The sequence below is a fragment of the Enterobacter sp. IF2SW-B1 genome (assembly GCF_001743375.1).
Classification (GTDB): domain Bacteria; phylum Pseudomonadota; class Gammaproteobacteria; order Enterobacterales; family Enterobacteriaceae; genus Enterobacter; species Enterobacter bugandensis.
This window is the reverse complement of record NZ_MJAA01000001.1, coordinates 404,645-428,825: the sequence shown is the minus strand read 5'-3', so window position 1 is coordinate 428,825 and position 24,181 is coordinate 404,645. Positions and strand designations below refer to the sequence as shown.

At 50.5% G+C, this 24,181-nt stretch carries 40 protein-coding genes and 1 pseudogene; 33 read left to right on the top strand and 8 right to left on the bottom strand.

What is annotated here, in order from left to right; genetic code table 11:
- Nucleotides 1-29: 29 nt before the first annotated feature.
- Genes A6013_RS02130 through A6013_RS02115 form a run of 4 tightly spaced genes read right to left on the bottom strand, consistent with a single transcriptional unit; the run spans nucleotide 30 to nucleotide 2,031 of the window.
- Nucleotides 30-293: a hypothetical protein gene (locus A6013_RS02130; RefSeq protein WP_069732476.1), complete on the bottom strand. Its 264-nt coding sequence runs from the start codon at nucleotides 291-293 to the stop codon at nucleotides 30-32.
- A complete protein-coding gene (locus tag A6013_RS02125; protein ID WP_069732475.1) occupies nucleotides 283-588 on the bottom strand; it encodes an ASCH domain-containing protein in 306 nt (101 codons plus the stop codon). Before A6013_RS02125 ends, A6013_RS02130 begins: the two co-directional genes overlap by 11 nt.
- The gene (locus tag A6013_RS02120) at nucleotides 581-1,597 is read right to left on the bottom strand and encodes a chromosome partitioning protein ParB (protein ID WP_069732474.1); all 1,017 of its coding nucleotides are present in this window, start codon (nucleotides 1,595-1,597) and stop codon (nucleotides 581-583) included. Before A6013_RS02120 ends, A6013_RS02125 begins: the two co-directional genes overlap by 8 nt.
- Nucleotides 1,597-2,031, bottom strand: a complete 435-nt coding sequence (locus A6013_RS02115) for a hypothetical protein (RefSeq protein WP_069732473.1) — start codon at nucleotides 2,029-2,031, stop codon at nucleotides 1,597-1,599. Before A6013_RS02115 ends, A6013_RS02120 begins: the two co-directional genes overlap by 1 nt.
- A 57-nt stretch (nucleotides 2,032-2,088) precedes the next feature.
- Here A6013_RS02115 and A6013_RS26655 point away from each other — a divergent pair, with 57 nt between their 5' ends.
- Nucleotides 2,089-2,580, top strand: coding sequence for a hypothetical protein (locus A6013_RS26655; protein WP_139128216.1), 492 nt, complete (start codon nucleotides 2,089-2,091; stop codon nucleotides 2,578-2,580).
- Nucleotides 2,581-2,900: 320 nt separating this feature from the next.
- Nucleotides 2,901-3,401, top strand: a complete 501-nt coding sequence (locus tag A6013_RS02110) for a super-infection exclusion protein B (protein WP_069732472.1) — start codon at nucleotides 2,901-2,903, stop codon at nucleotides 3,399-3,401.
- Nucleotides 3,402-3,750: 349 nt separating this feature from the next.
- Here the strand turns inward: A6013_RS02110 and A6013_RS02105 are convergent, their stop codons facing one another.
- Nucleotides 3,751-4,410, bottom strand: a complete 660-nt coding sequence (locus A6013_RS02105) for a LexA family transcriptional regulator (protein ID WP_170970934.1) — start codon at nucleotides 4,408-4,410, stop codon at nucleotides 3,751-3,753.
- 92 nt (nucleotides 4,411-4,502) lie between these two features.
- On the opposite strand from A6013_RS02105, the gene A6013_RS02100 reads away from it, so the two are divergent.
- The 15 genes from A6013_RS02100 (at nucleotide 4,503) to A6013_RS27760 (ending at nucleotide 11,287) form a co-directional block, all read left to right on the top strand.
- On the top strand, nucleotides 4,503-4,700 hold the full coding sequence (locus A6013_RS02100) for a Cro/CI family transcriptional regulator (RefSeq protein WP_069732471.1): 198 nt from the start codon (nucleotides 4,503-4,505) through the stop codon (nucleotides 4,698-4,700).
- 25 nt (nucleotides 4,701-4,725) lie between these two features.
- On the top strand, nucleotides 4,726-5,196 hold the full coding sequence (locus tag A6013_RS02095; protein WP_069732470.1) for a YmfL family putative regulatory protein: 471 nt from the start codon (nucleotides 4,726-4,728) through the stop codon (nucleotides 5,194-5,196).
- A 240-nt stretch (nucleotides 5,197-5,436) separates the two neighbouring features.
- Nucleotides 5,437-5,616 (top strand): DUF4222 domain-containing protein, encoded by a 180-nt coding sequence (locus A6013_RS24930; RefSeq protein ID WP_083264141.1) that lies wholly within the window; start codon nucleotides 5,437-5,439, stop codon nucleotides 5,614-5,616.
- Nucleotides 5,606-6,511, top strand: a complete 906-nt coding sequence (locus A6013_RS02085; RefSeq protein ID WP_069732468.1) for a conserved phage C-terminal domain-containing protein — start codon at nucleotides 5,606-5,608, stop codon at nucleotides 6,509-6,511. The genes A6013_RS24930 and A6013_RS02085 overlap by 11 nt, the downstream gene beginning before the upstream one ends.
- Complete coding sequence (locus tag A6013_RS27250) at nucleotides 6,508-6,648, top strand: hypothetical protein (protein ID WP_175437378.1); 141 nt, start codon at nucleotides 6,508-6,510, stop codon at nucleotides 6,646-6,648. Before A6013_RS02085 ends, A6013_RS27250 begins: the two co-directional genes overlap by 4 nt.
- Complete coding sequence (locus tag A6013_RS02080) at nucleotides 6,620-6,940, top strand: LexA family transcriptional regulator (protein ID WP_069732467.1); 321 nt, start codon at nucleotides 6,620-6,622, stop codon at nucleotides 6,938-6,940. The genes A6013_RS27250 and A6013_RS02080 overlap by 29 nt, the downstream gene beginning before the upstream one ends.
- On the top strand, nucleotides 6,937-7,326 hold the full coding sequence (locus A6013_RS02075; protein WP_069732466.1) for a RusA family crossover junction endodeoxyribonuclease: 390 nt from the start codon (nucleotides 6,937-6,939) through the stop codon (nucleotides 7,324-7,326). The genes A6013_RS02080 and A6013_RS02075 overlap by 4 nt, the downstream gene beginning before the upstream one ends.
- The gene (locus A6013_RS02070) at nucleotides 7,323-8,312 is read left to right on the top strand and encodes a DUF968 domain-containing protein (protein WP_069732465.1); all 990 of its coding nucleotides are present in this window, start codon (nucleotides 7,323-7,325) and stop codon (nucleotides 8,310-8,312) included. The genes A6013_RS02075 and A6013_RS02070 overlap by 4 nt, the downstream gene beginning before the upstream one ends.
- A gap of 13 nt (nucleotides 8,313-8,325) precedes the next feature.
- Nucleotides 8,326-8,904 (top strand): DUF1133 family protein, encoded by a 579-nt coding sequence (locus A6013_RS02065; protein WP_069732464.1) that lies wholly within the window; start codon nucleotides 8,326-8,328, stop codon nucleotides 8,902-8,904.
- 114 nt (nucleotides 8,905-9,018) lie between these two features.
- Nucleotides 9,019-9,591 carry a hypothetical protein gene (locus A6013_RS02060; RefSeq protein WP_069732463.1) on the top strand — a complete coding sequence of 191 codons (573 nt, stop codon included), beginning with the start codon at nucleotides 9,019-9,021 and terminating at the stop codon, nucleotides 9,589-9,591.
- A gap of 89 nt (nucleotides 9,592-9,680) precedes the next feature.
- Entirely contained in the window at nucleotides 9,681-10,076 is a 396-nt protein-coding gene (locus A6013_RS02055; protein ID WP_069732462.1) for a phage holin family protein, read from the top strand.
- Entirely contained in the window at nucleotides 10,063-10,368 is a 306-nt protein-coding gene (locus A6013_RS02050) for a phage holin family protein (protein ID WP_069732461.1), read from the top strand. Before A6013_RS02055 ends, A6013_RS02050 begins: the two co-directional genes overlap by 14 nt.
- Nucleotides 10,346-10,888, top strand: coding sequence for a glycoside hydrolase family 108 protein (locus A6013_RS02045; protein ID WP_069732460.1), 543 nt, complete (start codon nucleotides 10,346-10,348; stop codon nucleotides 10,886-10,888). The genes A6013_RS02050 and A6013_RS02045 overlap by 23 nt, the downstream gene beginning before the upstream one ends.
- On the top strand, nucleotides 10,885-11,154 hold the full coding sequence (locus A6013_RS02040) for a hypothetical protein (RefSeq protein ID WP_069732459.1): 270 nt from the start codon (nucleotides 10,885-10,887) through the stop codon (nucleotides 11,152-11,154). Before A6013_RS02045 ends, A6013_RS02040 begins: the two co-directional genes overlap by 4 nt.
- A gap of 4 nt (nucleotides 11,155-11,158) precedes the next feature.
- Nucleotides 11,159-11,287, top strand: coding sequence for a hypothetical protein (locus A6013_RS27760; RefSeq protein ID WP_256099438.1), 129 nt, complete (start codon nucleotides 11,159-11,161; stop codon nucleotides 11,285-11,287).
- A 23-nt stretch (nucleotides 11,288-11,310) separates the two neighbouring features.
- Here A6013_RS27760 and A6013_RS26650 read toward each other — a convergent pair whose 3' ends face one another.
- Nucleotides 11,311-11,892, bottom strand: coding sequence for a hypothetical protein (locus tag A6013_RS26650; RefSeq protein WP_139128215.1), 582 nt, complete (start codon nucleotides 11,890-11,892; stop codon nucleotides 11,311-11,313).
- Nucleotides 11,893-11,968: 76 nt separating this feature from the next.
- Between A6013_RS26650 and A6013_RS02035 the strand changes: the two genes are divergently transcribed.
- Nucleotides 11,969-13,426 (top strand): glycosyltransferase family 2 protein, encoded by a 1,458-nt coding sequence (locus tag A6013_RS02035; protein WP_069732458.1) that lies wholly within the window; start codon nucleotides 11,969-11,971, stop codon nucleotides 13,424-13,426.
- Nucleotides 13,427-13,573: 147 nt separating this feature from the next.
- Here A6013_RS02035 and A6013_RS02030 read toward each other — a convergent pair whose 3' ends face one another.
- On the bottom strand, nucleotides 13,574-14,095 hold the full coding sequence (locus A6013_RS02030; RefSeq protein WP_069732457.1) for a hypothetical protein: 522 nt from the start codon (nucleotides 14,093-14,095) through the stop codon (nucleotides 13,574-13,576).
- Between the two features lie 107 nt (nucleotides 14,096-14,202).
- Between A6013_RS02030 and A6013_RS24925 the strand changes: the two genes are divergently transcribed.
- Nucleotides 14,203-14,811: a hypothetical protein gene (locus tag A6013_RS24925; RefSeq protein WP_083264142.1), complete on the top strand. Its 609-nt coding sequence runs from the start codon at nucleotides 14,203-14,205 to the stop codon at nucleotides 14,809-14,811.
- A 16-nt stretch (nucleotides 14,812-14,827) separates the two neighbouring features.
- On the opposite strand, the gene A6013_RS27490 is transcribed toward A6013_RS24925, so the two are convergent.
- Nucleotides 14,828-15,007, bottom strand: a complete 180-nt coding sequence (locus A6013_RS27490; protein WP_077064159.1) for a hypothetical protein — start codon at nucleotides 15,005-15,007, stop codon at nucleotides 14,828-14,830.
- A 101-nt stretch (nucleotides 15,008-15,108) separates the two neighbouring features.
- Here A6013_RS27490 and A6013_RS24915 point away from each other — a divergent pair, with 101 nt between their 5' ends.
- The 14 genes and pseudogenes from A6013_RS24915 to A6013_RS01960 all read left to right on the top strand — a co-directional run bounded on the left by A6013_RS24915 (nucleotide 15,109) and on the right by A6013_RS01960 (nucleotide 24,147).
- Complete coding sequence (locus A6013_RS24915) at nucleotides 15,109-15,459, top strand: HNH endonuclease (RefSeq protein ID WP_083264143.1); 351 nt, start codon at nucleotides 15,109-15,111, stop codon at nucleotides 15,457-15,459.
- Nucleotides 15,460-15,616: 157 nt separating this feature from the next.
- Nucleotides 15,617-16,090 (top strand): phage terminase small subunit P27 family, encoded by a 474-nt coding sequence (locus A6013_RS02020; protein ID WP_069732455.1) that lies wholly within the window; start codon nucleotides 15,617-15,619, stop codon nucleotides 16,088-16,090.
- Entirely contained in the window at nucleotides 16,090-17,826 is a 1,737-nt protein-coding gene (locus A6013_RS02015) for a terminase large subunit (protein WP_069732454.1), read from the top strand. Before A6013_RS02020 ends, A6013_RS02015 begins: the two co-directional genes overlap by 1 nt.
- Nucleotides 17,826-19,130: a phage portal protein gene (locus tag A6013_RS02010; protein WP_069732453.1), complete on the top strand. Its 1,305-nt coding sequence runs from the start codon at nucleotides 17,826-17,828 to the stop codon at nucleotides 19,128-19,130. The genes A6013_RS02015 and A6013_RS02010 overlap by 1 nt, the downstream gene beginning before the upstream one ends.
- 13 nt (nucleotides 19,131-19,143) lie before the next feature.
- Complete coding sequence (locus A6013_RS02005; RefSeq protein ID WP_069732452.1) at nucleotides 19,144-19,992, top strand: head maturation protease, ClpP-related; 849 nt, start codon at nucleotides 19,144-19,146, stop codon at nucleotides 19,990-19,992.
- A 9-nt stretch (nucleotides 19,993-20,001) separates the two neighbouring features.
- The gene (locus tag A6013_RS02000; protein WP_069732451.1) at nucleotides 20,002-21,213 is read left to right on the top strand and encodes a phage major capsid protein; all 1,212 of its coding nucleotides are present in this window, start codon (nucleotides 20,002-20,004) and stop codon (nucleotides 21,211-21,213) included.
- 42 nt (nucleotides 21,214-21,255) lie between these two features.
- Nucleotides 21,256-21,582, top strand: coding sequence for a head-tail connector protein (locus A6013_RS01995; protein WP_046091696.1), 327 nt, complete (start codon nucleotides 21,256-21,258; stop codon nucleotides 21,580-21,582).
- 9 nt (nucleotides 21,583-21,591) lie between these two features.
- Nucleotides 21,592-21,930, top strand: coding sequence for a phage head closure protein (locus A6013_RS01990; RefSeq protein WP_069732450.1), 339 nt, complete (start codon nucleotides 21,592-21,594; stop codon nucleotides 21,928-21,930).
- Nucleotides 21,927-22,376, top strand: coding sequence for an HK97-gp10 family putative phage morphogenesis protein (locus A6013_RS01985; protein ID WP_069732449.1), 450 nt, complete (start codon nucleotides 21,927-21,929; stop codon nucleotides 22,374-22,376). The genes A6013_RS01990 and A6013_RS01985 overlap by 4 nt, the downstream gene beginning before the upstream one ends.
- Nucleotides 22,373-22,720, top strand: coding sequence for a DUF3168 domain-containing protein (locus A6013_RS01980; protein ID WP_069732448.1), 348 nt, complete (start codon nucleotides 22,373-22,375; stop codon nucleotides 22,718-22,720). Before A6013_RS01985 ends, A6013_RS01980 begins: the two co-directional genes overlap by 4 nt.
- 56 nt (nucleotides 22,721-22,776) lie before the next feature.
- Nucleotides 22,777-23,196, top strand: a pseudogene (locus A6013_RS01975) (phage tail protein); the annotation flags it as partial.
- Nucleotides 23,197-23,230: 34 nt separating this feature from the next.
- A complete protein-coding gene (locus A6013_RS01970; RefSeq protein ID WP_069732447.1) occupies nucleotides 23,231-23,599 on the top strand; it encodes a phage tail assembly chaperone in 369 nt (122 codons plus the stop codon).
- An 11-nt stretch (nucleotides 23,600-23,610) separates the two neighbouring features.
- On the top strand, nucleotides 23,611-23,901 hold the full coding sequence (locus tag A6013_RS01965; RefSeq protein WP_069732446.1) for a DUF4035 domain-containing protein: 291 nt from the start codon (nucleotides 23,611-23,613) through the stop codon (nucleotides 23,899-23,901).
- A 57-nt stretch (nucleotides 23,902-23,958) separates the two neighbouring features.
- Nucleotides 23,959-24,147, top strand: a complete 189-nt coding sequence (locus A6013_RS01960; RefSeq protein ID WP_028019712.1) for a YebO family protein — start codon at nucleotides 23,959-23,961, stop codon at nucleotides 24,145-24,147.
- Nucleotides 24,148-24,181: the final 34 nt, after the last annotated feature.

Genomic DNA, 24,181 nt, shown 5'->3' with positions numbered 1-24,181 from the left:
CCACATAACCGGCTGCACCCGGCTATCTCTTATAGAAAAATCCATGATGAGCAACCCCCACGGAGCCCATCATTGCAGGTACGACATCTTTTTGTTTCGGTGTAATAGAGCTGGTGGACCATCTCCTTCGGCATGAGCACCGGCATCGGCACGCGGATAACGAGCTTTTTGAGCCTGTCGATTTCCCCGGCCAGTTCCAGAAGACGGGAGCGGCAATCCTCTGCTTCCTCTCGCCACCAGTTCACGTCTTCTTTAAGGCGGCGAATGCGCCGCTGTTTTAGTTTACTGGCCATTGATATTGACCCTGATAGCGAAGACCTTAACCGGATCAGGGCCGAAGTGTGGATGTGTTATCTCCTTAACTTCATAACCAGCATACGGAACGTTGATACGCTTGCTCGCATCACTGCGCTTCGGATAGCCGTGGGTGATAATCAGGCGATCAAAGCGACCCGGTAATTGCTGGTTATTGCCATGAGATAACCTGCGGCACCAGTACGGATTTACCAGGCGATACTCTTCGGTTTTCTCGCCGGACTTCATCTGGTCGAAGTATTCACCGTTAACAGCCAGTTGCAGGTTAACCATTCTTCACCTCCTGCTGCAGTTTGTGCTGCTTAACGAAGTAGGCCACCGCTTTTGACTGGCTTGTGACGATCCCATTCAGGATAACGTTCTTGCCGCGATAGATTTGAGCGGTACCAATCTCTATGCCTTCCAGTTTCACGTAAAGCGTTTTGCCTACTACCTCTGTTTCAGGCACTGGCTGTGAAAGGCGGTAGGTTTCACGCGCTTCCGCAATCGCTTTGTGCTCGTCCATGATGGCCAGCGCTTCAGCAAGGGCAGAGCCTTCGAGAGTGAAAACACCTTTATCACTGATCGTGGCCTGGGCCATCAGCTCAACGAAACGGCGCGCGTTCTTTACGCTTAGTTCCGGAGCGATAGAACTCCGGGTAACTTTCGTTTTCCCCTGGGCAGCTGCTACTGCCTTATCGTGCTGAAGAACTTTCCCGGCCTGTTCGCCATACTCCATAACGCGATCAACCGCTACATCAACAGACACCGCACCGGATTTAACCTCCTCCTGAACGTCATGGTTCGCCGTGCTGAGGAGCAGCAACTTTTCAACGGTGGCCACAGACTTATTTACCAGCTTCGCTATCTCGCTGGTGGTCTGGTTGAAGGCGTTATGCAGTTCCTGAATAACAGCAGCCTGTTCCATATCGGAGAGCGGGAGCTGGTTGTTACTGGTCATGATGCGCGCCAGGCGCTGCACATCGTTACCACTGAACGGCATGATATGGATGCGGTCTACTGGCTTCCCAGCTTCAGCACAGCGCGCATAGCAGCGACGACGGCGGTGACCTTCAACAACCCACACGCCACCTTCATCACGGGCGATAACTTCCAGTGGTGGAACTGATCCGCCGTTCATCAGATAGTTGAACAGGTCATCATCAGCTTGGCGGGTACGTTCATCGTCTTCACGCTTGTTGAAACCTTCGCGAACGTGGATCTCCGAAAGAGCGATAAACATCCCGGTATCGGTGCGCTTAATTACACCGGCCTTGGTCATTTGCTTGAATGAGTTAGCCATTAGAGAGTGACCTCATTATTCAGGGAAATGACGACACGAGGCAGCTCACGGAGTTCTCGCTGAGCTTCCAGCAAGTGCATGTTTGTAGGCGTTTTTGTGTGGCGCTCTTCGATGCGGTCGCACTCTTTGGCCCAGCTGGCAACATCCTCACGCAGCGTAGCGTTCTGCTCAGCCAGTTCCTTCCGCTGCGCCATCGCTTCACAAAGCGCGACGCTGGCAACATCAAGGCGCGTAGCCAGTTCGTTAACCATCCAACCGTAAGCGGCAGGGAGTAGAGGGGCAGTTTTACGAGCTGCGTCGATCAGCTGCTCTCTGGTCATGCGTGGTTGTAACTTGGTGACGATCTGAGTGTTTTTCATGGTTAGTTTCTCCGTAATATATGCGCTCTGCACAGCGCGAAAAATCAAAAATATAATTAAAGATTTTTCCTTCATTTCCGATTATATTTTTGTTCTCTCTGATTTTTTAAGACGAAATATAGGGTCAATACAATGTCTAAGAAAAGACTAGAAGTTCCTTTTGAAGGTAATGATCAATACTATGAAGGCATACGTGGCCTTATGCTCAGTTCTATTTGTTCAGTGCTTGGCGTTATCCTATATGCTGGATTGTTAGGTAAATTGACATTAAGCAATTTCAGCCTTGATACAATGATTGCGTTACTTGGCTGGGTACTCGTCTGTTTAGTCATATTGATACTCTCCTTCAAACGAACCAATAGGGTATTGATTTCTTTTTCAGATCCTACACCACGCCCAAGAGTAGCGGCTGTTTTCTTGATTCTGTTATACATAGTTATTGGCACCTTTTGCGCTCTCCTATTTGATGCTCTGACAATGTTAGATAACCCATTGACAACAGCTGACGACTTTTGGAATACGTTTAAAGCATTCCTTATTACTGCGGGATGTATGTTCGTCTTCCTGTTTGCTTTCGGTAATTACGCAGTAAATAATGTTTCCCCCTTAACTGCTTCAGAATAGATTTTTTAGAACGTAGCGTCCTCTTGGACGCTTTTATCCTATCTATACCATCCTCTTCTCTTCCGAGGTGTAACACCTGATCGACACACCGGTGGAACGCCTCTACCTATCGTACATACTTGGCTTGCACATTCCAGCTTCCAGCTGTGTCGGGTTACTGCCTAAGGAATCCCCGGGCCGCTGCGGCACATGTGCCATATACCGTACTGCAACTGCTGCCTGTCTTTTCACCACATCAGGCTCGGTGGTTCTCGTGTACCCCTACAGCGAGAAATCGGTTAAAATCTTCTCACCCCTACAGAGAGTGATGGATTCCGCCGATGGACAACAAGTGGTTGCAGGAGTTACTGCGTTCAATCCTGCGTGACATAGACATTAGGCGTTTAATGCATATGCTAATCATCTTCGTCATTCTCACGGTCCTTTTGCCTGACTCAATTAAGCAGTCTGTCGGCGCTCATAATCCAGAGTTCCTACCAGCATTCAGCCTGTACTATCTGATGATCTTCTGCGTCAGCTTTTTTATTTCTTCGCTGACCAGTTTCACTACAAAAACCGTATTAAACACGCTTAATACGCTGGCTTTGCGTTTTAAAGTCAGCACTCTTTCAGTACCTGAAAAGCAGTGCCTGCTTTCTTTCATCAAAGAAGGTAATTACGTTGTCTATGCTAAAAATCACAATCCTGTAGTAGAGCAACTGGTCTATAAGGGCATCCTTAAAAAGACCTATTCCATAAATTGCGGGCCTGATAGGGAAGGTTACGTTATAGATGATAAGTATCATTTCCATATTCTAAGGCACTTATCTTCTTACCTTTGACCAATCAGCCAACATACAATGCTCAATCCTGTTATGGCCTCGTCTCTTCCGAGGTGCCACACCTGATCGCCACGCTGGTGAAACGTCTCTGGCTGTCGTACACAATTGACTTGCACATTCCGGCTACCCGCTGGATCTGGATACTTAAAGGAATCCCCGGACCGCTGCGGCACATGTGCCATATACCGTACTGCTAACTACCACACCGGCGTAGGTAACTGTAAGTAACTCCGGCGTGATTTAAATGTACCTTTAGTTACCTTTGTGGTCAAGCAAGGAATGTACTTTTTGTTACCAGTGGGGGGTGAAAAAAATGCCAGAAAGAGAACTGGCATTGGAAATGAAAAACTTAGATGTTCTGGGTTATCTGAACCACTTTCCCAACAATTCGGCAGTTACCGTCTATCGGGATAGGTTTGAATGCAGGGTTAAGTGGCATCAGGTATGAGAAAGGGCTATCCCATACCAGCTTTTTAACGGTCGCCTCAGCTGAACCGTCAAGTATTGCTACTACAATTTTTCCGTAAAGGTCATCCAGTTGGCCATAATGAGGCTCAACAATAACTATCGACCCTTCAGGGATCGATGGCAGACCATGAGGGTTGGTCATAGACTCCCCGCGAACTACCAATCCGAATACTTCATCAGAAACGTTTGCAGTGGTTTGCGTCCATGAAATCACATCAGAAAGCCTTGAGCATGCGTAAGTATCAGTCCACATACCAGCTTGAACGGCAGAGATAATAGGGACTGCCGTTGGGGGCTTAAGGAACGGAATAACTTTGGTATCGTCCTGAGTTTCCTCACCCTGACCGTAAAGAATCCACTCTGGAGTTGTCTGCAACGCCATTGCCAGCTGGTGGAGGTTCTCACCATCAGGTTTGGTCGTACCGCTCTCCCATTTAGTTACGGAAACACGGCTGACTCCTAAGCGTTTAGCCAGGGTCTGCTGTGTTATGTCGAGCTGGACTCGACGGGATCTTATTCGGTCTTTCATCTCTGTTTTCATGTAACCAATGTTACATTGATTCCTTGTAACAGTTGTTTGCTATTTGATGTACCTTTTGTTACCTTTAAGGCGTGAGTTAACCAGGAGGAACCATGCGTAAATCAGAAGTCATTGAGCACTTTGGCGGCGTATCAAAAACCGCGTGTGTTCTTGGGATTTCCCACCCGGCAGTTTGCCGATGGGGTGAGGTTATCCCTCAAAAGCAAGCGTTCGTCATTGAGCGAATTACGAAAGGCAAGCTTAAGTACGATGCAAACCTTTACCAAAAGGCTACAGATTCAGCTGCTTGAAAGTAACTACAAAAGGAAAATCAACATGGTAGAGCCAAGCCTGAAAGAAGTAGTGAAAGCGATGTGCAAAGCGTACCCAGGTGGACGTGAGGCTATGGCCGGTGCTCTTGGCATGTCAGTCACGCAGTTCAACAACAACCTGTACGAGAAGAACGGCTGTCGCTTTTTCGAAGTGAACGAGCTGGAAGCGATGGAAGACATTTCAAATACGTCTCTCATGGCTGATTACTTTGCTCAGCGCCGTGGTGCTTTGCTGGTGGACAGGCCGCAACTTGAAGATCTGGACCGAGTCGATCTGTTTACCAGAGCAATGAGAACGGCAGCTGCACGTGGACAGGTTGATCAGATTATCCAGAAGGCCCTGGAAGATGGAGTGATTGAACCGCATGAGGCAGAAGAGATTCAGGAGCATCACCGCCGTCACCTGGCTGCGCGTGAAGAAGAAATCCGCGCAATTGTCGCGCTGTTTAGCCGTAAGAAAAGCCAAAAGAAGTGACGCCCGCGAGTGTGCAGCTCCGGGCGTCGTGGCGTGTCGTATTCAGTGGAGAAACTAACGCATGAACAGTTTAAACCGATTGAGACCAGCGAAGCAATTCAGATGCCTTCCACTGGTGGGAAAAGACTCCCCGTTCGGCTATGTGGAGAGATTAAACGACCAGGCTGGTGCGAACAACTACCAGCCTGAGAACGCGATGGTAGAGGCTTTTGCTCAGATGAACGAGAAGGGGCGTGAGGAATGGCTGAAGTTAACCGGCGATTCAAAGACCACTACGGCGTCCCGGTCCATGTCATCAGATGGGAGCCACAGACTCGACGCGTTATATACCTTCGCGAAGGGTACGATCATGAGTGCTTCAGCCCTCTTGAGCAATTCCAGCGTAAATTTACAGAGTTAAAGGACGACCATGAGCACTAAATTAACCGGTTACGTTTGGGACGCTTGCGCTTCTTCAGGCATGAAGCTGTCCAGTGTGGCCATCATGGCGCGTCTGGCAGACTTCAGCAGTGATGAGGGGGTTAGCTGGCCTTCTATCGCTACTATCGCACGTCAGATTGGGGCTGGTGAGAGCACCGTTCGCACGGCAATTGGCCAGCTTGAAAAAGATGGTTGGCTGACCCGCCAGCAGCGCCGTAAGGGCAATCGTAACGCATCAAACATTTATCAACTTAACGTTAATAAGCTCCGTGATTCTGCCTTTTCTCACCTGTCAGAATCTGACGCATCAAAATCTGATGCATCAAAATCTGATGCATCAAAATCCGACGCGTCAAAATCTGATGCGTCGAAAAACAGTAATAACGGCAGTTTTCACCCGTCAGAATCTGGTGGGGATCCGTCAGTAAAATCAACTACTGATCCGTCAGATAAAAAACCTTCTTGTCAGGTTGCCCCGCAACCCGACGATGAGTCGGTCGGTAAAAAACCTGATCCTGAGGTTTTGCTGACAGACAATTCAAAACTTGTGCTTAAACATCTCAACCTGGTTAGCGGTTCTCGCTTCCAGAATTGCTCTGCATCGCTGGATAACATCCGAGCAAGGCTTCGTGAAGGGTTCACTCCGGAAGAACTCATGCTGGTGGTCGACTACAAGCACGAGCACTGGAAAGGCCTGAAGGATTACCAGTACATGCGACCAAAGACTCTATTCATCCCGGGTAACTTTCCAGGTTACCTGCAGGTTGCTACTCGCTGGGATTCGAAGGGAAGGCCAAAACGTGAGGACTGGGATGCAGCCAGAAAGAACAATTCGCTCACCTTCGGTGGACCAGACAAAGCAATACCAGCAGGCTTCAGAGGAGCTAAACCATGAGTTTTCTGAAAACAATTCAGCTGTTCGTGGCCAATAACCCTGGGCTGACTAACAAAGAGATCGCAGCAGCACTTCCAGAATATGGAACGGGCGTTATGGAGTCGAGTCATGATCGAATTAACGCCGCGTCAAAGTGAAGTGTATGAAGCTATCAAGGTTCACATCGAAAAGGTTGGCTTCCCACCAACATTGATCGAGCTTGCTGAACTGATTGGTTGCTCATCGCAGAACGCAGCTGCTGAGCATGTGAAGGCGCTTAAGAAAAAGGGTTACATCTCCATTGCTCCAGGCGCTGCAAGGGGCATTACCGTCGTCAAAACAGAATTGGATGCTGATCCGATAGTGATCATTAAAGGCCTGTTATCTGATGGAGACAAGGCAAGAGATAATGCTGTTGAATGGCTGAAAAAACAGGGAGTGACTTTATGAAACTGGTTCTCCCATTTCCGCCGAGCGTAAACACGTACTGGCGAGCCCCAAACAAGGGGCCGTTAAAAGGCCGCCATCTAATCAGCGAGAAAGGCAGGGCATATCAGAGTGCGGCCTGCGCAGCGATTATTGAGCAGCTGCGTTGCCTTCCTAAACCATCATCGTCACCAGCTGCGGTGGAGATCCTTCTCTTTCCGCCAGATGCACGCCGCCGCGACATCGACAACTACAACAAGGCTCTGTTTGACGCGCTTACTCACGCTGGCATCTGGGAGGATGACAGCCAGGTGCAGAGAATGCTGGTGGAGTGGGGACCGAAAGTGCATGGCGGAAGAGTCGAAATATCTATAACAAAGCATCAACCAGCAATGGAGGTAATTAGGTGAGAGCCATACTGACACCTGAAGTTGCGCCAATGTCCGGGGTGGTGCTGTTCCGCCCTGGTAACGAGTTGCTGTGGCTGTTCCGTCGTGGCCGGGTAGTGATTGAAACCCCATCAGAAGCAATCAAGCATCTTCCATCTGGTCTTATTCCGGAATCACACCAGCCGCTGACAGATGATGTCAGTATTCAAGAGCTTTTCCTGAACGAGAGAGTGATTCAGCGTGCTGGTGGTCTTAGCGGCCTTGATGCCTGGCTGGAGCGTATATTCGAATGTCAGTGGCCCCACAATGAATGGCACTCAAAGGACTTTACGGTGATGCGTCACACCCCCGGAAGCATTCGCCTCTGCTGGGGCTGTGATAACCAGTTACGTGAACAAACCTCTGAAAGACTTGCAGGAATTGCCATGCAGAACCTGGTAAAATGGCTGCTGGAAAGGGTGAATATCATGCTTGGTTTCAGCTCTGACCACACCCTGACGCTACCGGAGTTTTGCTGGTGGATGGTACGTAACGATCTGGCTGACCTGATTCCTGAATCAGTGGCTAACCAGGCACTCAGGATTAAGCCTGAATCGCACAGTTCCGTGATGCGGGAAAGTGACATTATTCCGTCATTACCGGCGACTGAAATCCTCCAGGAGAAAGTTAAGAAGATAGTCTCGGTGAAGGTCGATCCTGAATCACCGGAATCTTTCATGCTGAGGCCAAAGCGCCGCCGCTGGGAGAACGATAAGTACACCCGCTGGGTGAAGTCGCAGCAGTGCAGTTGCTGCAATAACCCGGCAGATGACCCCCACCACCTGATAGGCCACGGGCAGGGTGGAATGGGTACCAAAGCGCATGACCTGTTTGTGATACCGCTGTGCAGAGCGCATCACGACGAGTTGCACGCTGATCCTGTGGCATTTGAAGCGAAATACGGCGACCAGTTGGTGCTGTTGTTTCGGTTTTTAGATCGTGCGCTGGCAATCGGCGCGCTGGCGTAAGTGGAGACGCAATATGATCAATCCTTCAGAAGTTGGCAAATCCGGCGAGATGGTTCGCCTTCGCACTCTCGAAAGCATCTGGGTACAGGGTAAGCTCCGTATGTGGGGCCGCTGGTCTTATATTGGTGGTGGCTCTTGCGGAAACATGTTCAACCAACTGCTTTCATCCGGGAAAATCACCAAGACTGCAATCAATGATGCGCTGCGCCGCATGAAGAAATCCGGCATCACTAAACCTGAGCTGGAAGCATACCTGCGCGAAATTCTCGACAGCAAAAACAAAAGCGGCCTGGCGTTCTGCTCTGACGAAGAGGGGCTAAAGGTGGATGGTGTTATTGCATCGGTCCTGATGAATGACGACTACCGATCACTTTATGGCGTCATCGTCGACCGTCACAGACTCCGCAAGAGCAAGCTCCAGATGGCGAATGAGCTCAATGCAAAACATCCTGACTGGACCCTTATCACATGCCGCCGCCGAATTGATACATGGGTAAGTCTTGCAGAATCGATCCTGTACGCTCCACTTTGTGACGCGTTTGGCACAAATAGCGACAGATTTAAGTTGCAGAGTGAGCAAGAAAGTGCTTAAAATATGTTAGGCTCGGGACAGTAAAGCGTACTGAGCAACAGAACGAGACATAAACCCGCAAGCAATGCGGGTTTTTTTGTTATTATGACCTTTTAAATTCATTAAGGTCTCGTCATGTGGTTAGGCATACCATTCCTATACGTTCATGAGCGTTTAGCAGATACAATCAGTATTGATAAAATTGCTACAGTTTCAGTAGACTCTTCATTCTCATGGGAAACCATAATTGCAGCTTTCATTAGCGGCTTGGTTCCCGCTTTAATTTCTTTATATGTTATCCGGCAAAATAATGAATCGGTTAGATATCAACAAAGCCGTGAAGACAAAAGGAACTATGCAGCCCATGTTAGGCTTAACGTCAGTGAATATGCATATCAACTCACGAAAGTAAAAGAGTTACATTCTGAATGGGTTGATGAAGGGATTAAAGGTGTTAGCTATAAACGCCCCGAAATTGAAAAAAACATGTCGGCTGCTTTACTTGAGCTTGAGAAATATAAAGTAAGTTTGCTTATATCTGTACTTGAAGATGGAAAAGGATTGGCCTTTAAAAAATCAATAAATGACATTCAGAGCTATTTGTCAGAAATAATCATAAAGAAACATGCAAGTATAAATGACTCAAGGAACTGGGTTGGTAGATATTCTGATTTTATATCTGATGCTAATAAATATCTTAATGACTGACCAATCAATCAATTCACACATTAGCCACGTTTAGTGGCTTTTTTTATCCCCTCGTTCTGAGAGGACTCACGGCAATAAGAGGGGGCTAAATGTCCGATCCTGTTTCTGGCACTACGGTAGCGGCTGGTGGTCTGATGGGGGCCAGCATGTTCGGCCTGGCAACTGGCATAGATTACGGCGTGGTGTTTGGTGCATTCGCTGGTGCGGTGTTCTATGTCGCTACGGCTGTTAATATCAGCCGCCTAAAGCTGGTGGGCTACTTCATCACCTCATTCATCTTTGGCGTTATTGGCGCCCCTATCCTTGGGTTTTACTTCTCAAAATGGACGGGGTATAGCGACAGGCCACTTGATGCGCTGGGCGCGGTAATCGTAGCCGCTATTGCTATTAAGCTGCTGACGTTCGTCAACAGTCAGGATTTGGGTAGCCTTTTTGGAATTCTCTCACGATTACGTGGTGGAGGGACCAGTAATGGCAACAAGTGATCCGAGTGCGATGGCAAACGCAATTATCTCTGCTGTTATCGTTATTGCACTGATGTTCTACCAGCGCGGCGGGGCGCGTCATCGTCCCCTGATATCGCTGATGGCTTATTTCACGGTGCTGGTATACGCCAGCGTTCCTTTCCGTTACCTGTTCGGCCTATACCATGAATCACACTGGTTCGTGGTGCTGGTGAACGTCCTGATTTGTGCTGCCGTTCTCTGGGCTCGGGGAAACGTAGCACGCATCATTGACGTCCTGAGGCATTCGCATGACCAAAGACGAAATTTTTAATGCCATCCTCGGTAAAGAGGGCGGCTACGTTAATCACCCTGACGACAAGGGCGGCCCAACTAACTGGGGGATCACACAAGCGGTAGCGCGCGCCCACGGATTCACTGGGGATATGCGAAGCCTGACCCGCCAGCAGGCTCTTGATATCCTGACGGCCGACTACTGGACAGGGCCACGCTTTGATCTTGTTTCTGAGGTTTCTCCCGCCATTGCCGCCGAACTGTGCGATACCGGCGTAAACATGGGCCCATCGGTTCAGACCAAATGGTTCCAGCGCTGGCTGAACGTGTTCAATATTCAGGGCACGCTCTATCCCGATCTGATTGCAGATGGTTTTATCGGTCCGCGAACTATCAGCGCGTTAAAAAGCTATCTTTCCCGGCGTGGAAAAGAGGGCGAGCTGGTTATGCTCAGGGCATTGAATTGTAGCCAGGGCCAGCGTTATCTCGAACTGGCAGAACAGCGCAGCGCGAACGAGACGTTTGTTTACGGATGGGTAAGAGAACGGGTGGCCATATGACTATGGAATTGATTATTGGACTGGCTGTTGCTGTTCTCGGTGCTATAGCTGCTGCTTTCGGCTTTGGTCATGCTTCAGGAACCACAAAAACGGAAGCGAAGTTTAAGAAGCAAAATACCGAAGAAAAAGCCGCAGCCACTGAAGCAGTAGCAGAACGCCGGGTAGAAGCAACGAAAGAGGCCAGCAATGTACAGCAGACTGTTAACCATATGTCTGGCGACGATGTTGATCGCGAGCTGCGGGACAACTGGACCCGTAAAGGTTGAGGTAGTGGACACGGCTTGTGACTGGGTTAAACCCATCTACGGAACGGATCACGACTGGGATGTTCTGGACCGCCAGACGAAGAAAGACATCCTGGCGCATAACAAAGCGTGGCAGGCGAACTGCCACAAATAAAATTCATAGAATTAAGCTTAAATCTATTTTTTAAGGAAAGTTTCCTCAGCGCCTGCAAGATAGGATTCGTAAAATTTAATGCCTAGCTCTGCTATATCTACTGGGTTTTTACTTTTTATCTCTTCACCTAAATGAGACTCAGGAGGGTTGTATGTAACGCCTCTATTGCGACACGGAATAGCCTCTATTGAATCAGGTATTATATCAAGTCTAAAAGGTGATCGGGATACAATATGAGCATTACCATTACCATCAATAGTTATTGAGTCTAGGCGGAGTATACCGCCTGGGGTAGGAGGATTTATGCCGAAGCCACCCTGAATATACTTAGAAGTATCTACAATTCCATGATGAACAGCATTTCTAGCCTGTTTTAGATAAATAAGTAAACTATCCGTTGCCCGTAGGTGATTTACACTAGATGAAAATGATGGATAATTTTTATGTGATTCAGCGGCAACTTTAACCCTTCCGAAAACATTTTCAATACGGCTTAAATAGTCACTCCATGCTTCATCATACTCATCATATGACTTGGCCGATCGCATACGTTCGACACAACGTTTTGCCCTCTTCAACTCTTTACTTGCTGGAACAAGATCCATTCTATTGACGACTCTTTGAAGATAAATCGGTGCTTTGAAATTAGCCCTTCATCATAAAAAATTCAATGGATTTAATATGCAGATTACTATTGATAGGGTCCAGTATGTGCCTGCCTGCGCCTCAGTTACTAGGATTGGTATTGCCATCACTACACACAACCGCGCTGACGTTCTGAAGCGGGCGCTCGAACAGCACTCGAAGCACCTGCCGCCCGGTGCGCTGGTGGTGGTTGTCGATGATGGCTCAAAACCTGCAGCGATAGCGCCCGACAGCGTACAACTGCATCGTCATGAAACATCACTTGGCATTGTTGCTTCGAAGAACGCCAGCCTGACCGCGCTGATGGACGCCGGGTGCGAGCATCTTTTTCTGTGGGATGATGATGCCTGGCCCATCGCTGATAACTGGCACGTTCCTTACATCGAATCACATGAGCCACACCTGGCTTATCAGTTTCTCGATCTGGCAGGCCGCAATAAGCTGAATGACCTTTCGGTGCTTTACTGTGACGATCAGCATGTGGCGTATACCGGGCAGCGCGGCGTGATGTTGTATTACCACCGCAGCGCCATCGAGAAGGTGGGCGGATTCGATCCGGTTTATTGTCGCGGCATGTACGAGCACAGCGATCTCGCCCTGCGCATTCATAACGCTGGATTGACTACGTGGGCTTATGCCGATGTGAAAGGCTCCGAAAAGCTGATCCATTCTCTCGATGAGCATGAGGCCGTGGAGCGTTCGGTACCGAAGCCAGACCGTCAGGCGCTGGTGGAACGTAACGTAAAAATCCACAACGAACGGCGTGATACCGGGTTTACCGGTTATGTGGAGTACCGGCGTCAGCGCGACGTGGTTATCACTACGTTACTGACCAGCCAGCCTGACCCTCAGCGCGGCACGAAAATGACGGCCTCACCTGACATGCTGACCAAGTGGGCGGCCTCGCTTCGGAATTGTAGCCGTATAGCGCTGGTGGATGAGTTGCAGGCGGCACCGACAGATGTTGAGCTGTACCGCGTACCTGACGTGAAGATGAATGTCTACTTCCGGCGCTGGCTGCACATCTGGCAGCACCTGCGCGATCACCCTGAATACCGGTTCGTCTGGTGTACTGATGGTACCGATGTCGAAATGCTTCGCGCGCCATGGGAAGAAATGCAGCCCGGGAAGGTGTATGTCGGTTCTGAACCGAAGACCTACGCCGACTCCTGGGCGAAACAGAATCATCCTGAACGTATCTATCAGGAATTCATTGAAGCGCACCGCGGCGATGTGATGCTTAACGCTGGTCTGCTGGGTGGCACCCGCTCTGATGTAATGGCGTTCGCTCACGGCATCATCCGTCTTTATTACCGGATCGAGAGTTATCGCTTCTGGAAGAAAGAGCAGGCTGGCGCTGCGGTGGGTGACATGCTGGCGTTCGGTATTGTCGCGCAGTCATTTGCTGGCAGGCTGGTCACCGGCCCTCTGGTACATACAGTGTTCAAAACTGACGGAGTCGGGAAAGAAAACGCTTGGTGGAAGCACAAATGAGGTTTGAATCAACGATGAAAATTTTCACTGCTGTGATGCATAAGAATAGTTTCTACATACACGCTGACACTCGGAACCCATTTTGGGTGACACTTAGTAAAAAGCTTGGATGGGGCAAATTTGAATTAATCCGCCCCTCAGATGAATTCAGCCCTTCTGGAGGGCTCTTTGAATTAGTTGAATTGCGTTCGGCAGATTCAGAACCCCCTGAGTCAATAGCTGTAGGGTCAAATGTTTTATGGCGTCTGCCGGAAGCTCTCGAAGTTTTGAAATCAATCCCTTCTTCTGATCTTCAGGCATATTTGCAACGCGGATTATGTCCTCAAGCGCAATTATAGTGTCGTTGTGAAGACGTACAGTTTGAACTTTTAAAATGGCACTCAAGCCGCCATCATCGAGTAAGAAATCTATACCTTTCTCAGTGATGTAGCATACCGGTGCATTGAAAATAAATTCCACACCGGCCATTGTGTCGCTGCGTACGAATGGTGTTGTTACTAGGCCATGCATTTCGAGATAAAGCATACAGGCCACGAAGTGATCATAATTATCGAACTTTTCAATGAGTTCAATCTCTTGTGACTTGTTCAACGTGTTGGGGGCACAGTCAATAAGTGCGTTGAGAATTTCCAGTTGTAATGCTCTATCGTATTTTCTTGTTTTATCCATGGATTTACTCCTTTGATGGTTACATAAGAGTAACCTGAATAGCCTTATTAGACACCCTGACAAAAGAACAGTAGCCGCCATCGTGCGGCTTTTTTATTGGAGATTCGCTGGTGGCTGAAGAGATTAAGTTTGTGGTGGTCGGCCATTACTCACGCCTGAGACATGCGCAACGCCTTGCTGCGCTGCTGGATGCTTATCTACTTATTGATGATGGTAACCACGGCGCGAACTGGAATCATCGGCGCGCGCTTGAGTGGGCAGCAGAACAAACATGCCGGGTAATTGTAGTTGAAGATGATGCTCAGCCTTCAAACAGTTTTACTGAACTGGTGATAGACCACTGGCTAAATCGCTTCCCTGATTCTCTGGTGAGTTTTTATCTCGGTACAGGTCGACCTCCTCAGTATCAAATGCAGATAGCCGAGCGGCTGATTGTTGCTGATAAGACTCAGGCTGACCACATCACGCTGCCGCAGCTGATACACGGGGTGTGCTATAGCGTACCTCCGCAACATATCAGTCGCGTGTTGTCTCGATGGGATAGTAGTAAGCCCGCTGATTATGCCGTGGGTGATGCTTGGGGCGGTGCAGTGGTTTATCCGTGTTACTCGCTTGTGGACCATGCAGACTTTGAATCAGTCGAGTGTCACCCTGACTCAGCGCTACGTACAGAACGGCGACGAGCGTGGAGAATCGCCTGGAAAACCGGCCAGTAGGCCGGTTTAATTAGTTTTATCTTTTGCTGTCTGGAGTCCGTTTTACTGGTTCCCATGTTGCACCAGGTTTTGAAGTTGGTGGTGCCCTATGGTTATCAGGAATGGTTGTGTAATTATCGGTTTGGCCGCCACGCGGACCGCGTTCACGATATACACCGCCATCGCGTCCACTAGACTGACCAGGTTTCAAACCCATAAATACCTCCACGAAATTAACCACAAAAGCGTGGCAAATACACTTTGCAGTAAGAATTTACGTTTTCAACGTGGTGATGACTCAATTTTTTAGGAGTGTTAATGCCATCACAAATACCGCGAGCATGCCGCAAGCGTGGCTGCTCTGGCACAACCACAGACCGCTCAGGCTATTGCCCCAAGCACCTTAACGAAGGCTGGCAGCAGCATCAGAGAGGAAAGAGTAGGCATCAGCGAGGGTATGGCAGCAAGTGGGACAAGTTACGCCCAATCGTTCTCGACAGGGATAAACACCTTTGTCAGGAGTGCCTGCGAAATGGAAGGTATACACCCGCTGAGACGGTGGACCACATCACCGCCAAAGCAAATGGGGGGACCGATGACCTGTCCAACCTCGAAAGCCTCTGCAAGCCTTGCCACAGGGCGAAGACAGCAGTTGAAAGACTCAAATGACATCAATTCTCATTTTAATCGACAGAGGGGGAGGGCGGGTTGAAAGTTCAGGAACGACGCGCCAAAGGACCGCCGCCTAACCTCTTTTCACATCGCCGCAGGTTAGAAAACTTTTTTATGGGATCCCCCATTCGATGATTAATAGGAGTTTTCGATTATGTCTGGACCACCGAAAACCCCGACCCATCTACGTTTGGTGAGGGGTAACCCATCAAAACGCCCGATCAATGAGAACGAACCAAAACCCCCTTCAGGGGTACCCCCAACGCCGAAGCATTTCGACAAGCAGGGGAAATACTGGTTTAAACGGATGGCCGACGAGCTTGATGCTATCGGTGTGATGTCTCAGCTGGATGCCAGAGCCCTTGAGCTGCTGGTTGAGGCCTATACCGAATACCGGCATCACTGCGACACGCTTGAAGTTGAGGGCTACACCTACCGGACCGAAACACAGAGCGGGGATGAGCTGATCAAGGCTCACCCGGCGGCCATCATGAAAGCTGATGCCTGGAAACGACTGCGCGCCATGCTCGGTGAGTTCGGCATGACGCCAGCAAGCCGCTCTAAGGTGAATGCAAAAGGTCCTGATGCGGTTGACCCGCTGGCCGAGTTTATGAAAGCGAGGGATTAATGGCTAAGGTTGCAGAAGGCATCCGCTACGCCGAGAGGGTGGTGGCGGGGGAAATTATTGCCTGTGAGTATGTGCGCCTTGCCTGCCAGCGTTTTCTTGACGATCTGGCACACGGCGAAGAGCGCGGTATTTTCTTCAGTGAGCCGCGCGCGCAGCACATTCTGAATTTCTATAATTTTGTGCCTCACGTAAAAGGCGCTCTGGCAGGCCAGGCTATTGAGCTGATGGACTGGCATGTTTTCATCCTGATTAATATTTTTGGCTTTGTTATCCCGCTGGTGAACGAAGAGACGGGGGAAACCGTCCTGCGTAACGACGGCAGCGGTCGGCCGGTGATGGTTCGGCGTTTCCGTACAGCAGATGTTGAGGTGGCCCGTAAAAATGCCAAATCAACACTTTGCTCCGGCGTGGGGCTCTATATGGCTGGCGCTGACGGCGAGGGCGGGGCGGAGGTTTATTCTGCTGCCACCACCCGTGACCAGGCGCGAATTGTTTTTGAAGACGCGAAAAATATGGTCAAGAAGGCGAAGGCCACTCTTGGGCGAATCTTCGAATTCAACAAGCTCGCTATCTACCAGGAGCAAACGGCTTCCAAATTCGAGCCTTTATCATCAGATGCGAACAACCTCGACGGCCTGAACATCCACTGTGCCATCGTTGACGAGCTGCATGCTCATAAAACCCGTGACGTCTGGGACGTTCTGGAGACGGCCACCGGCGCGCGCCTTCAATCGCTGCTTTTCGGTATCACCACCGCCGGCTTCAACAAAGAAGGCATCTGTTACGAACTACGCGATTACGCCATCAAGGTGCTGCGTGGGCTGGTAAAAGACGATACGTTTTTTGCCATTATCTACACCTTAGATGAAGGTGACGATCCCTTTGATGAAAAAGTCTGGCAGAAGGCGAATCCGGGGCTGGGTATCTGTAAGCGCTGGGATGACCTGCGCCGCCTGGCTAAAAAGGCGAAAGAGCAGGTTTCGGCCAGGATTAACTTCTTCACCAAACACATGAATATCTGGGTTACCGCTGAGTCTGCCTGGATGGACATGATGAAATGGGAAAAATGCGATTTTATCGCCCCGCAGCACGAACTTAAAACCTATCCCTCCTGGGTGGGCGTTGACCTTTCAAACAAAATTGATATCTGTGCAGCTGCTAAAGTCTGGCGCGCGCCAGGTGGCCACGTTCATGCGGATTTTAAATTCTGGCTGCCGGAAGGACGCCTTGAGAAATGTTCACGCCAGATGGCAGAGCTGTATCGTAAGTGGGCTGAGATGGACAAGCTGATCCTTACCGACGGGGATGTAATCGACCATGCTCAGATTAAGGAAGAGCTGCAGGTGTGGGTTGCTGGCGAGAGTCTGAAAGAAATTGGCTTCGACCCGTGGAGTGCGACGCAGTTCAGCCTTGCGCTGGCAGAAGAAGGGCTGCCGCTGGTGGAAGTGCCGCAGACGGTTCGCAATTTCTCTGAGGCGATGAAAGAGGTCGAAGCACTGGTATACGGTGGCCGCTTCCATCACAGCGATCACCCGGTAATGAACTGGATGATGTCCAACGTAACCGTCAAACCTGACCGGAACGAGAACATTTTCCCGAACAAGTCCACACCAGAGGCCAAGATTGATGGCCCGGCGGCATTGTTCACAGCAATGAGCCGCGTTCTGGTTAACGGTGGCAACGACCAGCAGGATCTCTCCGGATTCTTCAATAATCCCATCATGGTAGGTTTCTGATGAAAAAAAACAAACAGCCAGGCAGGGTGAAAAGCGCTCTGCTTAACTGGCTTGGTGTGCCTATCAGCCTGACTACCGGCACGTTCTGGGAGGAATGGTTTGGCACCAGCAGCAGCGGAAAGGTGGTCACGGCCGATAAAGCCATCCAGCTATCGGCTGTGTGGGCATGCGTAAGGCTGTTAAGCGAGTCTATTTCAACCCTTCCGCTGAAAATATATGTTCGACAGCCTGACGGTTCGCGCAAAGCGGCAACCGATCATCCGGCCTATTCGATACTGTGCCGCCGCCCCAATTCAGAAATGACACCATCACGCTTTATGTTGATGGTGGTCGCCAGTATTTGCCTGCGCGGGAACGCCTTCATTGAGAAGAAATTCATCGCAAACCGCCTTGTTTCGCTGGTGCCTTTACTGCCGCAGAACATGGTTGTTAAACGTCTCACTACCGGGGCGCTGGAATACAAATACACTGAAAACGGAAACGAGCGCGTCATTCCGGTCAAAAACATCATGCACATTCGCGGGTTCGGTCTGGACGGTGTTTGCGGCATGATGCCGATGAAGACTGGCCGGGATGTGATCGGTTCAGCAATGGCCGTTGAAGAGTCCGCGGCGAAGATATTCGAACAGGGCCTGCAGAGTTCAGGATTCCTCTCTTCTGATAAAGCTCTGGATGATATTCAACGTGAAAAACTTCGCGGTTACATGGCGGCGTTTACCGGTTCGAAAAACGCCGGGAAAATCATGGTTCTTGAGGGTGGTTTGACGTACCAGGGCGTGACCATGAACCCGGAAGATGCTCAGATGCTCGAAAGCCGCGCATTTAGCATTGAGGAGATCTGCCGCTGGTTTCGCGTGCCGCCTTTCATGGTTGGTCACACCACGAAACAAAGCAGCTGGGCATCCAGCCTGGAAGGTATGAACCTGCAGTTTCTGACTCATACACTTCGACCGCTGCTGGTGAATATTGAGCAGGAAATTGGCCGGTGCTTACTCGACAGCGATGATGAAGTGTTTGCAGAGTTCTCTGTTGAAGGTCTACTGCGAGCCGATAGTGCCGGTCGCGCGGCATACTATACCAGCGCGCTTCAAAATGGTTGGATGTCCCGTAATGACGTTCGTCGTCTTGAGAACATGCCGCCAATTGAAGGGGGCGATATTTACACCGTTCAGCTCAACCTGACGCAACTGAAAAATCTCGAAAGCAGCAACCCTGCTGTTCAGGCACTGGCCCTGCGAGAGCTGCATAACCACGTATTCCCCGATATTTCCTTTGAACAATCTCCGCTGAAACAGGCCGCTTAGGAGCACTTTCCTGATGAGCAAAAAACTACTTCCGGTAGCACCGGCGGGTCGCCCCTGCGCGCGCGTTACCTGTGAAACATTACCGTCCGCACTGGACCGCTGGGACGGCGGGATCAAAGCGGCGGCCACCGACGATAACAGCATTTCTGTTTTTGATGTTATCGGGCAGGACTACTGGGGCGAAGGGGTAACCGCTAAACGTATTGCCGGTGCGCTTCGGGCGATGAACGGCGCCGACGTTACGGTGAATATCAACTCACCGGGCGGCGACATGTTCGAAGGTCTGGCTATTTATAACCTGCTCCGCGAATACGAAGGCCGTGTAACGGTGAAGGTGCTGGGCATTGCCGCCAGCGCCGCCTCGATAATTGCGATGGCCGGGGATGATATTCAGATTGGCCGCGGTGCCTTCCTGATGATCCACAACTGCTGGGTCTACGCGATGGGAAACCGCCATGATTTTGCAGAACTGGCACAGTCACTGGAACCCTTCGATACCGCTATGGCTGACATCTACGCCGCGCGCTCCGGCCTTGATATGGCCGCTGTGCAGAAGCTGATGGACGCGGAAAGCTATATCGGTGGCAGTGATGCTGTGGCGAAGGGACTGGCAGACAGCTTGCTTTCTGCAGATGCGGTCAGCGACGGCGACGAATCGCCTGCAGCCGCGCTTCGCAAACTTGATGCATTGCTGGCCAAGACCAACACCCCGCGCTCTGAGCGCAGAAAACTCATTAAAGCCTTATCCGGTGGCATGCCTGGCGCTGTCACCACCAACGACGGTACGCCGGGCGCTGCCGAAGACATCAAACCTGAAACCATCAATTCACTTGAAAACGCCCTGGCGGCGCTAGTCAAATAAGGACCCTTTATGTCTGAAGTAAACGATATTCTGAAAAAAGTCACTGCCAGCATTGAAGAGGCAACCGGCAAGTTCAACGCGAAAGCAGAAGACGCACTCAACGAGGCGCAGAAGTCAGGCAGGCTGTCAGAAGAAACAAAGGCAGCCGTTGATAAAATGGCTTCTGAGTTCAACGCCCTGCGTGAAGCAGAAAAAACGCTGAAAGCAGCGATGGGCGAACTGGAGCAACATGTTGCCCAGATGCCACTGGCTAACGCGAAGCATGTTGTGGAATCAATCGGCCAGCAGGTGATCTCTGCTGAGGCGCTGAAAACCTTTGCTGCCGGTGTTGAAGGTGGTAAACGTATCAGCATCCCTGTGAAGGCTGCTTTGACTTCTGCGGATGTTCCTGATGGTGTTGTGGAGCCTCAGCGCCTGCCGGGTATTGATACGGCACCGAAGCAGCGTCTGTTCATCCGCGATCTGATTGCGCCTGGACGCACTTCTTCCCCGGCTATTTTCTGGGTGCAGCAGACGGGCTTTACCAACAACGCGAAAGTGGTACCTGAAAATACGCAGAAACCATACAGCGAAATTGAGTTCACGCCAAAAATCACTGGCGTCAGCACCATCGCCCACCTGTTCAAAGCCTCAAAGCAGATCCTGGATGACTTCGCACAGTTGCAGTCCACCGTTGATGCCGAAATGCGCTACGGGCTGAAGTATGCAGAAGAGCAGGAAATTCTCTTCGGTGATGGTACCGGCGTTCATCTACACGGCATCGTTCCTCAGGCGTCAGCGTTCAATCCGGCGTTCACTGTCGAACAGCAGAGCGGGATTGACGATCTGCGTCTGGCAATGTTGCAGGCGCAGCTGGCGCGCTTCCCTGCATCCGGTCACGTTCTTCACTTCATTGACTGGGCGCGGATCGAGCTGACAAAAGACAGTCTGGGCCGTTACATCCTGGCTAACCCTGCAGCGCTGACTGGTCCTACTCTGTGGGGTCTGCCGGTTGTTGCAACGGAAGCGGCAGCCTTCCAGGGTAAATTCCTGACCGGTGCATTCAACGCTGGCGCGCAAATCTTCGACCGCGAAGATGCGAACGTGGTGATCTCCACGGAGAACGCCGACGACTTCGAGAAAAACATGATCACCATCCGTTGCGAAGAACGTCTGGCGCTGGCTGTGAAACGCCCTGAGGCGTTCGTGTACGGTTCATTCAGCACCGGCGCGGGGAGCTGATAAATATTGCGGCCTTCGGGCCGCTTTTTTTGGGGCAAACAAATGCTTGATCAGAATGTGGTGAAACAGCATTGCCGCATTGATACCGACTTTACGGGTGATGATGCTCTGCTGGAGATTTACACAGGTGCGGCGGCGCGTTACGTCCAGACATGGACAAGGCGAACGCTCTATGAAAATCAAAGCTCCCCTGGCTACGCAGACGACCCGGACCCGATTCTACTGAATGATGATGTTAAGGCGGCAATGCTACTGTTGATTGGTCACTGGTATGCAAACCGAGAGGCTGTAAACATCGGAAATATTACATCAGCGGTGCCTTTCGCCGTAGAAGCTCTACTGCAGCCATACCGAATTTACGGTGTATAGGAGGACTTTATGCAGGCCGGAAGACTGAGAGACAGGGTGCTGATTCAGAACATAACAACATCCAGAGATCCTTCTGGCCAGCCTGTTGAAACATGGCATGACGGCGCAGAAACCTGGGCAGAAGTAAAGGGCATTAGTGGGCGCGAGTTGGTAGCCGCTGGTGCTGAAACCGCAGTCGCCACTATCAGGGTATGGACACGATTTCGTAGCGATATAACTGCTGCGTCCAGACTCAGGGTTATGACTGGCGCGTTCAAGGGGGCCATTTTGAATATCATTGGTCCGCCAATCCCTGACTCTCGCGGTGTTCAGCTCGAAATTCTTTGCAAACAGGGTACCGAAAAATGATTGAGACGAGCCTTGATTTTTCCGGGCTGAATGACATCGCAAAGGATCTGGAAGCGCTTAGCCGCGCTGAAAACAACAAGGTTCTGCGTGATGCCACGCGCGCCGGTGCCGAAGTGCTTAAGGAAGAAGTGATCGCCCGAGCTCCGGTGCGTACCGGGAAACTGAAAAAAAACGTGGTGGTGGTGACCCAAAAAAGCCGACGCCGCGGGGAAATTTCTTCCGGTGTCCACATTCGTGGTGTTAACCCGCGCACCGGGAACAGCGATAACACGATGAAGGCGAATAACCCGAGAAACGCCTTTTACTGGCGATTCGTCGAAATGGGTACCGTTAACATGCCGCCGCACCCTTTCATTCGTCACGCGTTCGATGTACGCCGGGAACAGGCGACAGAGGTCGCGATCAGGCGGATGAACCAGGCCATTGACGAGGCATTAAGCAAATGACGGAAGACGATCTCTATCCTCTGCTGGCGCCGCTGGCCGGAGGACAGGTTTATCCCTACGTTGCGCCGCTCGGCAGTGACGGAAGGCCTTCAGTCTCGCCGCCCTGGGTAATTTTCTCGATTATTACCGACGTGGCCGCAGACGTTCTTTGCGGTCAGGCTGAATCTGCCGTTTCTGTGCAGGTTGATGTCTATTCCAGCACCATCGCTGAAGCGCGCACGATAAGGAATATGGCGCTTGATGCTCTGCAGGTGCTGAAGCCGGAAAGCATTGTGAAAACGCCGGGCTATGAGCCTGATTTGCGCTATCATCGGGCAACGCTCGAATTTCAGGTAACCGTCTGACCAGACCTAAACCATCCCACCCGCTCCGGCGGGTTTTTTTATTTCAGGAGACAGTTATGTCCTCACTTTATGAAAAATCACAGGGCACGAAGATTCAGATCACTTCCGCCCCGGCAACGCCAGAAACTGTCGGTTCAGCAACCTATCTGGATTTGCAGTGCACCATTAAAGAGGTGCAGTTCACTGGCGGTCAGAAACAGGATATCGACGTCACAACCCTGTGTTCTACAGAGCAGGAGAATATCAACGGCCTGGGTGCACAGTCAGAAATTTCACTGTCGGGTAACTTCTACTCCAACCCGGCACAGGATGCCCTGCGTGAAGCCTACGACAACGACACCACATACGGTTTCAAAATCATTTTCCCTTCTGGGATCGGCTTCCAGTTCCTGGCTGAAGTTCGCCAGCACACCTGGTCATCAGGTACAAACAGCGTTGTGGCCGCCACATTCTCGCTGCGTCTGAAGGGCAAGCCCCAGAAAATTGATCCGGGTTCATAAGGAGTAACCGATGAAATCTATTAAGGAGCTCGCGCTGTCGAGTCAGTCCGCATTCCGCCACGTTACTGTTGAAGTGCCGGAATGGGATGGAGTAAAGATTATGCTCAGGGAACCATCAGCAGAAGCATGGTTGCACTGGCAGGACGTGATTAAACCGGGTGATACTGATGGTGAGTTGTCCGTGTCAGAACGTGCGCACCGCAATCTTCGCGCCGATGTCACACTGTTTATTGACGTTTTGTTTGACGAACAGGGTGAACCGGTATTCAGCAAGAATGATTTTGCCGATGTTGAAGCGGTGTATGGCCCTGTTCATGCGCGGTTGCTGCGCCAGGCTCTTAATCTGACTACTGACCCGAAGGAAGCTGAGGGAAAGTAGCACAGCCCGGCATGCGGTTTCTGATGTCGCTTGCGCTCCGCATGGGGCGCACGCTATCAGAGCTTCGGGATATCATGTCTGCCAGTGAGCTCAGGCTCTGGGCTGAATTTGATAAACATAGCCCAATAGGTGATATCCGGGGCGACATTCAGGCGGCACAAATTGCAACGGCTGTGTTTAATGCTCAGGGTGCAAAAGCCACGATGAGTGACATGCTGCTGCGCTGGCAGCATGATCCTGATGATGAAGGTGCAGACCCGTTTGCCGGGCTTGAGGCGGCGCTAACTGCTGCGACACAATAATTGCTTCACATGTCTTCAATGTGGCGATACGCTCTTTCCTTAAGAAAAGGAGGCGTTATGGAACCACTGGTAGTAGTGTTTGGAATATTCGGCTGGCTGATAAATTTAATTGTGATTTTTTATTTATTACGGTTTAGCACAAGGGCAAATGAACAAGTTGAAGCCCTTAAAGAGATAAATAGAAAGCAAGATGCTCAAATAGATTTATTAATACAAGTCGCTCACCAAAGAAAAGACAGTTTATAACTCAAGACCCGCTATCAAGCGGGTTTTTTTATGG

Bases quoted from the DNA above. Each gene is read 5' to 3' on its own strand.
- A6013_RS02010 (WP_069732453.1), top strand. From the start codon at position 17,826: ATGAAAAAAAACAAACAGCCAGGCAGGGTGAAAAGCGCTCTGCTTAAC.
- A6013_RS02095 (WP_069732470.1), top strand. From the start codon at position 4,726: ATGGTAGAGCCAAGCCTGAAAGAAGTAGTGAAAGCGATGTGCAAAGCG.
- A6013_RS01995 (WP_046091696.1), top strand. From the start codon at position 21,256: ATGCTTGATCAGAATGTGGTGAAACAGCATTGCCGCATTGATACCGAC.
- A6013_RS02100 (WP_069732471.1), top strand. From the start codon at position 4,503: ATGCGTAAATCAGAAGTCATTGAGCACTTTGGCGGCGTATCAAAAACC.
- A6013_RS02125 (WP_069732475.1), bottom strand. From the start codon at position 588: ATGGTTAACCTGCAACTGGCTGTTAACGGTGAATACTTCGACCAGATG.
- A6013_RS02085 (WP_069732468.1), top strand. From the start codon at position 5,606: ATGAGCACTAAATTAACCGGTTACGTTTGGGACGCTTGCGCTTCTTCA.
- A6013_RS02015 (WP_069732454.1), top strand. From the start codon at position 16,090: ATGGCTAAGGTTGCAGAAGGCATCCGCTACGCCGAGAGGGTGGTGGCG.
- A6013_RS02035 (WP_069732458.1), top strand. From the start codon at position 11,969: ATGCAGATTACTATTGATAGGGTCCAGTATGTGCCTGCCTGCGCCTCA.
- A6013_RS02040 (WP_069732459.1), top strand. From the start codon at position 10,885: ATGACTATGGAATTGATTATTGGACTGGCTGTTGCTGTTCTCGGTGCT.
- A6013_RS02045 (WP_069732460.1), top strand. From the start codon at position 10,346: ATGACCAAAGACGAAATTTTTAATGCCATCCTCGGTAAAGAGGGCGGC.
- A6013_RS01990 (WP_069732450.1), top strand. From the start codon at position 21,592: ATGCAGGCCGGAAGACTGAGAGACAGGGTGCTGATTCAGAACATAACA.
- A6013_RS24930 (WP_083264141.1), top strand. From the start codon at position 5,437: ATGGCTGAAGTTAACCGGCGATTCAAAGACCACTACGGCGTCCCGGTC.
- A6013_RS02075 (WP_069732466.1), top strand. From the start codon at position 6,937: ATGAAACTGGTTCTCCCATTTCCGCCGAGCGTAAACACGTACTGGCGA.
- A6013_RS02110 (WP_069732472.1), top strand. From the start codon at position 2,901: ATGGACAACAAGTGGTTGCAGGAGTTACTGCGTTCAATCCTGCGTGAC.
- A6013_RS26655 (WP_139128216.1), top strand. From the start codon at position 2,089: ATGTCTAAGAAAAGACTAGAAGTTCCTTTTGAAGGTAATGATCAATAC.
- A6013_RS02000 (WP_069732451.1), top strand. From the start codon at position 20,002: ATGTCTGAAGTAAACGATATTCTGAAAAAAGTCACTGCCAGCATTGAA.
- A6013_RS02115 (WP_069732473.1), bottom strand. From the start codon at position 2,031: ATGAAGGAAAAATCTTTAATTATATTTTTGATTTTTCGCGCTGTGCAG.
- A6013_RS02080 (WP_069732467.1), top strand. From the start codon at position 6,620: ATGATCGAATTAACGCCGCGTCAAAGTGAAGTGTATGAAGCTATCAAG.
- A6013_RS27250 (WP_175437378.1), top strand. From the start codon at position 6,508: ATGAGTTTTCTGAAAACAATTCAGCTGTTCGTGGCCAATAACCCTGGG.
- A6013_RS02065 (WP_069732464.1), top strand. From the start codon at position 8,326: ATGATCAATCCTTCAGAAGTTGGCAAATCCGGCGAGATGGTTCGCCTT.
- A6013_RS02130 (WP_069732476.1), bottom strand. From the start codon at position 293: ATGGCCAGTAAACTAAAACAGCGGCGCATTCGCCGCCTTAAAGAAGAC.
- A6013_RS01960 (WP_028019712.1), top strand. From the start codon at position 23,959: ATGGAACCACTGGTAGTAGTGTTTGGAATATTCGGCTGGCTGATAAAT.
- A6013_RS01965 (WP_069732446.1), top strand. From the start codon at position 23,611: ATGCGGTTTCTGATGTCGCTTGCGCTCCGCATGGGGCGCACGCTATCA.
- A6013_RS02060 (WP_069732463.1), top strand. From the start codon at position 9,019: ATGTGGTTAGGCATACCATTCCTATACGTTCATGAGCGTTTAGCAGAT.
- A6013_RS02005 (WP_069732452.1), top strand. From the start codon at position 19,144: ATGAGCAAAAAACTACTTCCGGTAGCACCGGCGGGTCGCCCCTGCGCG.
- A6013_RS27490 (WP_077064159.1), bottom strand. From the start codon at position 15,007: ATGGGTTTGAAACCTGGTCAGTCTAGTGGACGCGATGGCGGTGTATAT.
- A6013_RS24915 (WP_083264143.1), top strand. From the start codon at position 15,109: ATGCCATCACAAATACCGCGAGCATGCCGCAAGCGTGGCTGCTCTGGC.
- A6013_RS02050 (WP_069732461.1), top strand. From the start codon at position 10,063: ATGGCAACAAGTGATCCGAGTGCGATGGCAAACGCAATTATCTCTGCT.
- A6013_RS02030 (WP_069732457.1), bottom strand. From the start codon at position 14,095: ATGGATAAAACAAGAAAATACGATAGAGCATTACAACTGGAAATTCTC.
- A6013_RS01980 (WP_069732448.1), top strand. From the start codon at position 22,373: ATGACGGAAGACGATCTCTATCCTCTGCTGGCGCCGCTGGCCGGAGGA.
- A6013_RS26650 (WP_139128215.1), bottom strand. From the start codon at position 11,892: ATGGATCTTGTTCCAGCAAGTAAAGAGTTGAAGAGGGCAAAACGTTGT.
- A6013_RS02105 (WP_170970934.1), bottom strand. From the start codon at position 4,410: ATGAAAACAGAGATGAAAGACCGAATAAGATCCCGTCGAGTCCAGCTC.
- A6013_RS02055 (WP_069732462.1), top strand. From the start codon at position 9,681: ATGTCCGATCCTGTTTCTGGCACTACGGTAGCGGCTGGTGGTCTGATG.
- A6013_RS01970 (WP_069732447.1), top strand. From the start codon at position 23,231: ATGAAATCTATTAAGGAGCTCGCGCTGTCGAGTCAGTCCGCATTCCGC.
- A6013_RS01985 (WP_069732449.1), top strand. From the start codon at position 21,927: ATGATTGAGACGAGCCTTGATTTTTCCGGGCTGAATGACATCGCAAAG.
- A6013_RS02120 (WP_069732474.1), bottom strand. From the start codon at position 1,597: ATGGCTAACTCATTCAAGCAAATGACCAAGGCCGGTGTAATTAAGCGC.
- A6013_RS02020 (WP_069732455.1), top strand. From the start codon at position 15,617: ATGTCTGGACCACCGAAAACCCCGACCCATCTACGTTTGGTGAGGGGT.